This is a genomic window from Candidatus Magnetobacterium casense (assembly GCF_019173545.1).
GTDB lineage: Bacteria > Nitrospirota > Thermodesulfovibrionia > Thermodesulfovibrionales > Magnetobacteriaceae > Magnetobacterium > Magnetobacterium cryptolimnobacter.
The window spans coordinates 1-3,309 of the sequence record NZ_JABXWD010000371.1 but is presented as its reverse complement, the minus strand read 5'-3'; the positions used below and the strand labels follow the sequence as shown (position 1 = coordinate 3,309).

At 48.8% G+C, this 3,309-nt stretch carries 3 protein-coding genes; 2 read left to right on the top strand and 1 reads right to left on the bottom strand.

The window, feature by feature from the left end; all coding sequences use genetic code 11:
* Positions 1-133: 133 nt before the first annotated feature.
* Entirely contained in the window at positions 134-766 is a 633-nt protein-coding gene (locus tag HWQ67_RS14995) for a hypothetical protein (RefSeq protein ID WP_218253501.1), read from the bottom strand.
* 113 nt (positions 767-879) lie between these two features.
* Between HWQ67_RS14995 and HWQ67_RS14990 the strand changes: the two genes are divergently transcribed.
* Positions 880-1,563, top strand: a complete 684-nt coding sequence (locus tag HWQ67_RS14990; protein ID WP_218253500.1) for an LA_3696 family protein — start codon at positions 880-882, stop codon at positions 1,561-1,563.
* A gap of 311 nt (positions 1,564-1,874) precedes the next feature.
* Complete coding sequence (gene speE, locus HWQ67_RS14985; protein ID WP_218253499.1) at positions 1,875-2,708, top strand: polyamine aminopropyltransferase; 834 nt, start codon at positions 1,875-1,877, stop codon at positions 2,706-2,708.
* The last annotated feature ends 601 nt before the right edge of the window (positions 2,709-3,309 follow it).

The following is a 3,309-nucleotide window of genomic DNA, read 5'->3' as shown; positions in this document are numbered from 1 at the left end:
TTTCGCAGGAATGACAGTTACAGCCGTTTTCCAAGTGTGTCATTCCTGGCTTGACCAGGAATCCAGGATGCGTAAAAGTATAGTTACCATGAAATATAAAGAGGATACATTTTCAGCGTACTGCCGGTAGTGTCTATTTCGGATTGCCGGTTTTTGGGGTGCTCACATTGCCAAATTTCATAAACAGCTTCATCAGCATCTCCTGGTTCATTTTGAGGATGTCATAGGAGATAAACATGCTCTGCCTGATACCGTCTATAAGTATGGCGTTAATATTACACGTTTGAGCCGCCATCATATCGCATAACTCGTTAAAGGCCACGATGTTTTCGACGAAAACTGACATACTGCCGGGTGCCGTCTCCTCAATTACGACACCGGAATCAGGCGCAGTTTCAGTTTTGACAGCAGCCACGTCATCGGCAGTCTGCGCCGGTGTCTCATCGGCAACGGAGGCATCGACAACGGATTGTACCGGCATCTCATCGGCAATGGGTTGCACCGGCAACGGCTGCATCGGCAGCTCCGGAATCAAAACCGCCTGCAACTCTATGACCCCTGAGACCACCACAACCGGCGGCGGTATCACCACGTTGTCCTGTGGTGTCGGTTTAGCAGGTGTGGGTTTTTTCCTTTTTGAGACCTTTGTTGCCGGTTTCTTGGCAGAGGTCTGCTTCTCCGCTGCAGGTGGGGTCAGTTGCCCCTGAGCCGGAGTGTGCTCCTGCGATTGTCCTTTGGCTTTGTCCTTCTGTCTGCCTTTGACCATGTTTTCATTTCTCCTTATGTCTGTAGGCTTAATTGTATCATTGGGGCAGGTATGATTGTCAAGCCTACCTATCGGCGCTTGTGTTTTCTCAGATATGGTTGTATAATAAGTGCATGGGTGTAATAACGATACCACGGGTGCTAAGGGAGAGACTTGGCGAGGAGGCTACGGAAGCCTTTGTAAGGGTTATCAGCGAGGCCGGTCTTGACACACGGAGGGACTTGGCTACCAAGGAGGACTTGTTCAGGCTGGAGGGCAATATCAAGGAAGACATGTCCAAGCTGGAAACCATACTCAAAGAAAGTGTCTCTAATGTCAAAGAGGGTCTCCCTAAGATAGAAGCCGGCCTCAAAGGAGACATCGTTAAGGTCAAGGAAGACGTTGCTAAGTTGGAAACCAATCTGTTCAAAGTAGAAGTCCGCCTCAAAGAAGAAATAGCCCAGACAAAAACCGACCTCAAAGAAGAAATAGCCCAGACAAAAGCCGACCTAAAAGGAGAAATCTCCAAGGTCAAAGAAGAAATAGCCCAGACAAAAGCCGACCTAAAAGAAGAAATAGCCCAGACAAAAACCGACCTAAAAGAAGAAATCTCCAAGGTCAAAGAAGAAATAGCCCAGACAAAAGCCGACCTAAAAGAAGAAATAGCCCAGACAAAAGCCGACCTAAAGGAAGAAATCTCCAAGGTCAGGGAAGACTTTGCTCAAATCAAAGGTGAGATGGTCTTGATGAAGTGGCTTATGGGGCTTATATTAGCTACTCTCATGTCTCTTGTCATGAAGATATTTTTCATGCAATAGCCTTGCTGCCCCCGCCCGTGATACCCGGAGTCAGGGGAGAGGGCGGCACTTGAAATGAATTTGTGTATTTTGCCAGAAAGATAAATCGTTGGAAAAAAGTATTTTTACAATCGACGCCGCAGGCTGTAAACGGATTCCCATGTATACTGAAATGACGCAGTTTTTTTCAGGCATGATAATTGAGCGTGAAATAATGGGGGGTCAAGGGGACTTCTTTGTGGCCGGGGCGCCCCTTTCTTTTGTGTCGTACCGGATAGTGCCGGATACCGCTATAGTATAGTGATTTTATTATTTTTAAGGAGGACAAGCGTGTGATCAAGTTCATTGAACAGGAGCCTTACTCTGCGATAGTTCATACCTACGACGTGGAGGGCATCTTATATAAGGGAAAGAGCAAGTACCAGGAGATCATGGTCATCGAAAATCCCTTTTTTGGCAGGATGCTGCTGCTGGACAACATTGTCCAGATAACCCAGCGGGATGAGTTCTTCTACCACGAGATGCTGACCCACGTGGGTATGTATGCCCATCCAAACCCCAGTCGGGTCGTGGTCATCGGTGGCGGGGATGGCGGCATCGTGCGCGAGGTGCTTAAACACAAGGGCGTGGAGAAGGTCTACTTTGTCGAAATCGACGAAATGGTCATCAGCGTATCCAAGAAGTACTTTCCCGACGTCGCTGTTGCCGTGGATGACCCCAGGGTGGAGATCAAAACAATGGACGGCGCCGAATTTATCAAGGGTATATCGAACATCGACATGGTAATCGTTGATTCCACCGACATTATCGGTTTTGCCAGGACGCTGTTTACGAAGGAATTTTTTCAGGCCGTATCTGACTGCATGGGTCGGGAGGGTATTTTTGTTACCCACACGGAGTCACTCCACCTGCACAAGGATATCGTCATCGAAATGCAGGAGGAGCTTAGGGGAGTGTTCCCGGTAGTTGACCTGTACACGGCTGCCATTGTCACGTATCCCGGCAACTGGTGGGCATTTGCGGTAGGCTCAAAGGAACTCAATCCTCGACAGTGCAGACGACCCTTCGACATTGATACCAAGTACTACGACCAGGAGATACACACACAGGCATTTCTGACGCCGGGCTTCTATAAAAAGCTGCTAAACCGGCAGTTGCAGTGGTAATTTGGCACACCAGCGTGGGGGGGAATCACCCTCCCACTGACATTTTTCCCTACATTTTAAAAAATTTTTTTATTCTGATAATTTTTCTCTTGACAAGGACATATATCTGTGGTAGTATATAAATACTCTCCTTTACTTCACACCTCCTCGGACAACAGGCCACGTCCCCCTGCGTGGCCTGTTCTAATTTCCACCAGCCAGAGAGCAGCCTGCCAGAGAGCAGCCTGCCAGAGAGCAGCCTGTTAAATCCGTTGTGTCATGACCGCCATATAATCCCCACCCCAGCGTAACCGTTGGGCAGGTGGGCAGGTGGGCAATACACACACGTAATACTCACATCTTCCTTACATATCCTTAGCGTTCATGTAAATACTATACACCGCAACGCCTTACAGATGCCTTACAGATAGACCTGCATATGATAATTGTGGCAAGGGTGTTTCGTCGGGGGCGCCTTGCCCCTCCCATTGCTGGGGACTGAGGCTCCGGCGAAGGGTATCCTCTTTATATTTCATGGTAACTATACTTTAAGGCAAGAAAGAAAGGGGCGGCTCCGCCCCCCTTCAGAACCCCCCGCAAGGGGACCAGTCCCCTTGACCCC

Bases quoted from the DNA above. Each gene is read 5' to 3' on its own strand.
- HWQ67_RS14995 (WP_218253501.1), bottom strand. From the start codon at position 766: ATGGTCAAAGGCAGACAGAAGGACAAAGCCAAAGGACAATCGCAGGAG.
- HWQ67_RS14990 (WP_218253500.1), top strand. From the start codon at position 880: ATGGGTGTAATAACGATACCACGGGTGCTAAGGGAGAGACTTGGCGAG.